At 67.9% G+C, this 414-nt stretch carries 1 protein-coding gene; it reads left to right on the top strand.

Features of this window, described 5'->3' with window-relative positions:
* A partial coding sequence (locus D7X12_RS42095; protein ID WP_120630604.1) for a resuscitation-promoting factor occupies positions 1–414 on the top strand: 414 nt, incomplete at both ends.

Raw genomic sequence — 414 nt, 5'->3', positions numbered from 1 at the left:
ACCTCGCCCTGCCCAAGCCCGTGAGCCTGACCGACGGCACCGCGACCCTGCATCCGACGGTCGCCGCCCAGACCGTGCGTGATCTCCTCGCGGCCCTCGGCAACCCGCTGGCGCCCACCGACAAGGTAGAGCCCGCACCCGAGACGCCGGTCAGCAAGGACATGAAGATCAAGGTGACCCGGATCCGGACCGAGACCAGCACGGTCGAGGAGGCGGTGAAGCCGCCGGAGATCAAGCAGAAGGACCCGAACCTCATCCGTGACCGCCGCGTCGTGGTGAACCCCGGCAAGCCCGGTCAGGCGCGTGTGACCTACAACATCACCACCATCAACGGCAAGGTCGTCAAGCGCGATCGCATGCAGTCCGTGGTGCTCACCGCGGCACAGCCGGCCACCGTCCGGATCGGTACCAAGC

It is taken from the genome of Corallococcus sicarius, assembly GCF_003611735.1.
In the GTDB taxonomy this organism is placed as follows: domain Bacteria; phylum Myxococcota; class Myxococcia; order Myxococcales; family Myxococcaceae; genus Corallococcus; species Corallococcus sicarius.
Note: the sequence above shows the minus strand (reverse complement) of the source record. Positions and strands in the feature narration are given on the sequence as shown.